This window comes from Agromyces bauzanensis (assembly GCF_014645655.1).
GTDB lineage: Bacteria > Actinomycetota > Actinomycetes > Actinomycetales > Microbacteriaceae > Agromyces > Agromyces bauzanensis.
Genome location: NZ_BMMD01000071.1, coordinates 1 through 962, shown reverse-complemented (window position 1 = coordinate 962; position 962 = coordinate 1). Strand labels below are relative to the sequence as shown.

The window sequence follows — 962 nt, the reverse complement described above, 5'->3', positions numbered from 1 at the left end:
CTCGAACTTCGCCGCCAGTACCGCTTCCACGCCCCGATCGATCGCCATACACCATGATCCCACGCATCCAGTCATCAGACGCGATTATTTATACGCGTGTCCTAAGAACGCGGCTGGCGTCACATGCGTTGTGGTAGGGGTTCGGAACAAGCGGGATGGGGCAAAGTTCATCTTCTCGGACGAGCTTCGACACGAAGTAAAGCGGATCAACCCCTACTTGGCCGACGGCCCGGACATTTGGATCGGCCGCAGAAGCAAACCATTGAGCCCGAGCCTCCCTCGTCTTGGGTACGGCTCGATGCCGAACGATGGCGGGAATCTCTTGCTAACCGATCAACAAAGGAGTGAGCTTCTGGCGCGTTGGCCCGAGGCATCTCGTTTCGTTCGCGGCTTTAGTGGCTCAGATGAGTTCATCAAGGGCAAGACGCGCTGGTGCCTCGTCATCGGAGACGAGGACTTGGGCGAAGCTCTTCAGATTGACGAGATCGCAAGACGGCTCGAAAGTGTACGTGCGCATCGTCTAAAGAGCACCGAAAAGTCGACTCGGGCGCTGGCAGAAACTCCGCACCACTTCTACTTCTTCGCGCATCAAGACACCGACTCTATTGTCGTTCCGGCGACATCCTCAGAACGTCGTGAGTACATCCCCATCGGCTATCTCGACGGTCGAACCGTCGTTTCCAATCTCGCGAATGCAGCCTACGGTGTTGATCCCTGGCTGTTCGCAGTGGTGACCTCACGGCTGCACATGGCCTGGACGCGAGCCATCTCAGGTCAGCTCGAAACTCGGATTCGTTACTCTGCGACCATCGTCTACAACAACTTCCCGGTGCCGCATCTCCCCGCCTCTGCGAAGGTGAGTATTCGGACCTCTGAGCGCCGCGGGATATTCACTCTCAGCGCCGCTCGATATCCCCTTTCAGCGCCGTCCGGTATTGCCGGTGAGCGCCGCCCCTCCGCGG

At 58.4% G+C, this 962-nt stretch carries 1 protein-coding gene; it reads left to right on the top strand.

Annotated features, from left to right (window positions below):
- Nucleotides 1-130 precede the first annotated feature (130 nt).
- On the top strand, nucleotides 131-962 hold an 832-nt coding region (locus IEX31_RS18445; RefSeq protein ID WP_373285554.1), incomplete at its 3' end, for a type IIL restriction-modification enzyme MmeI.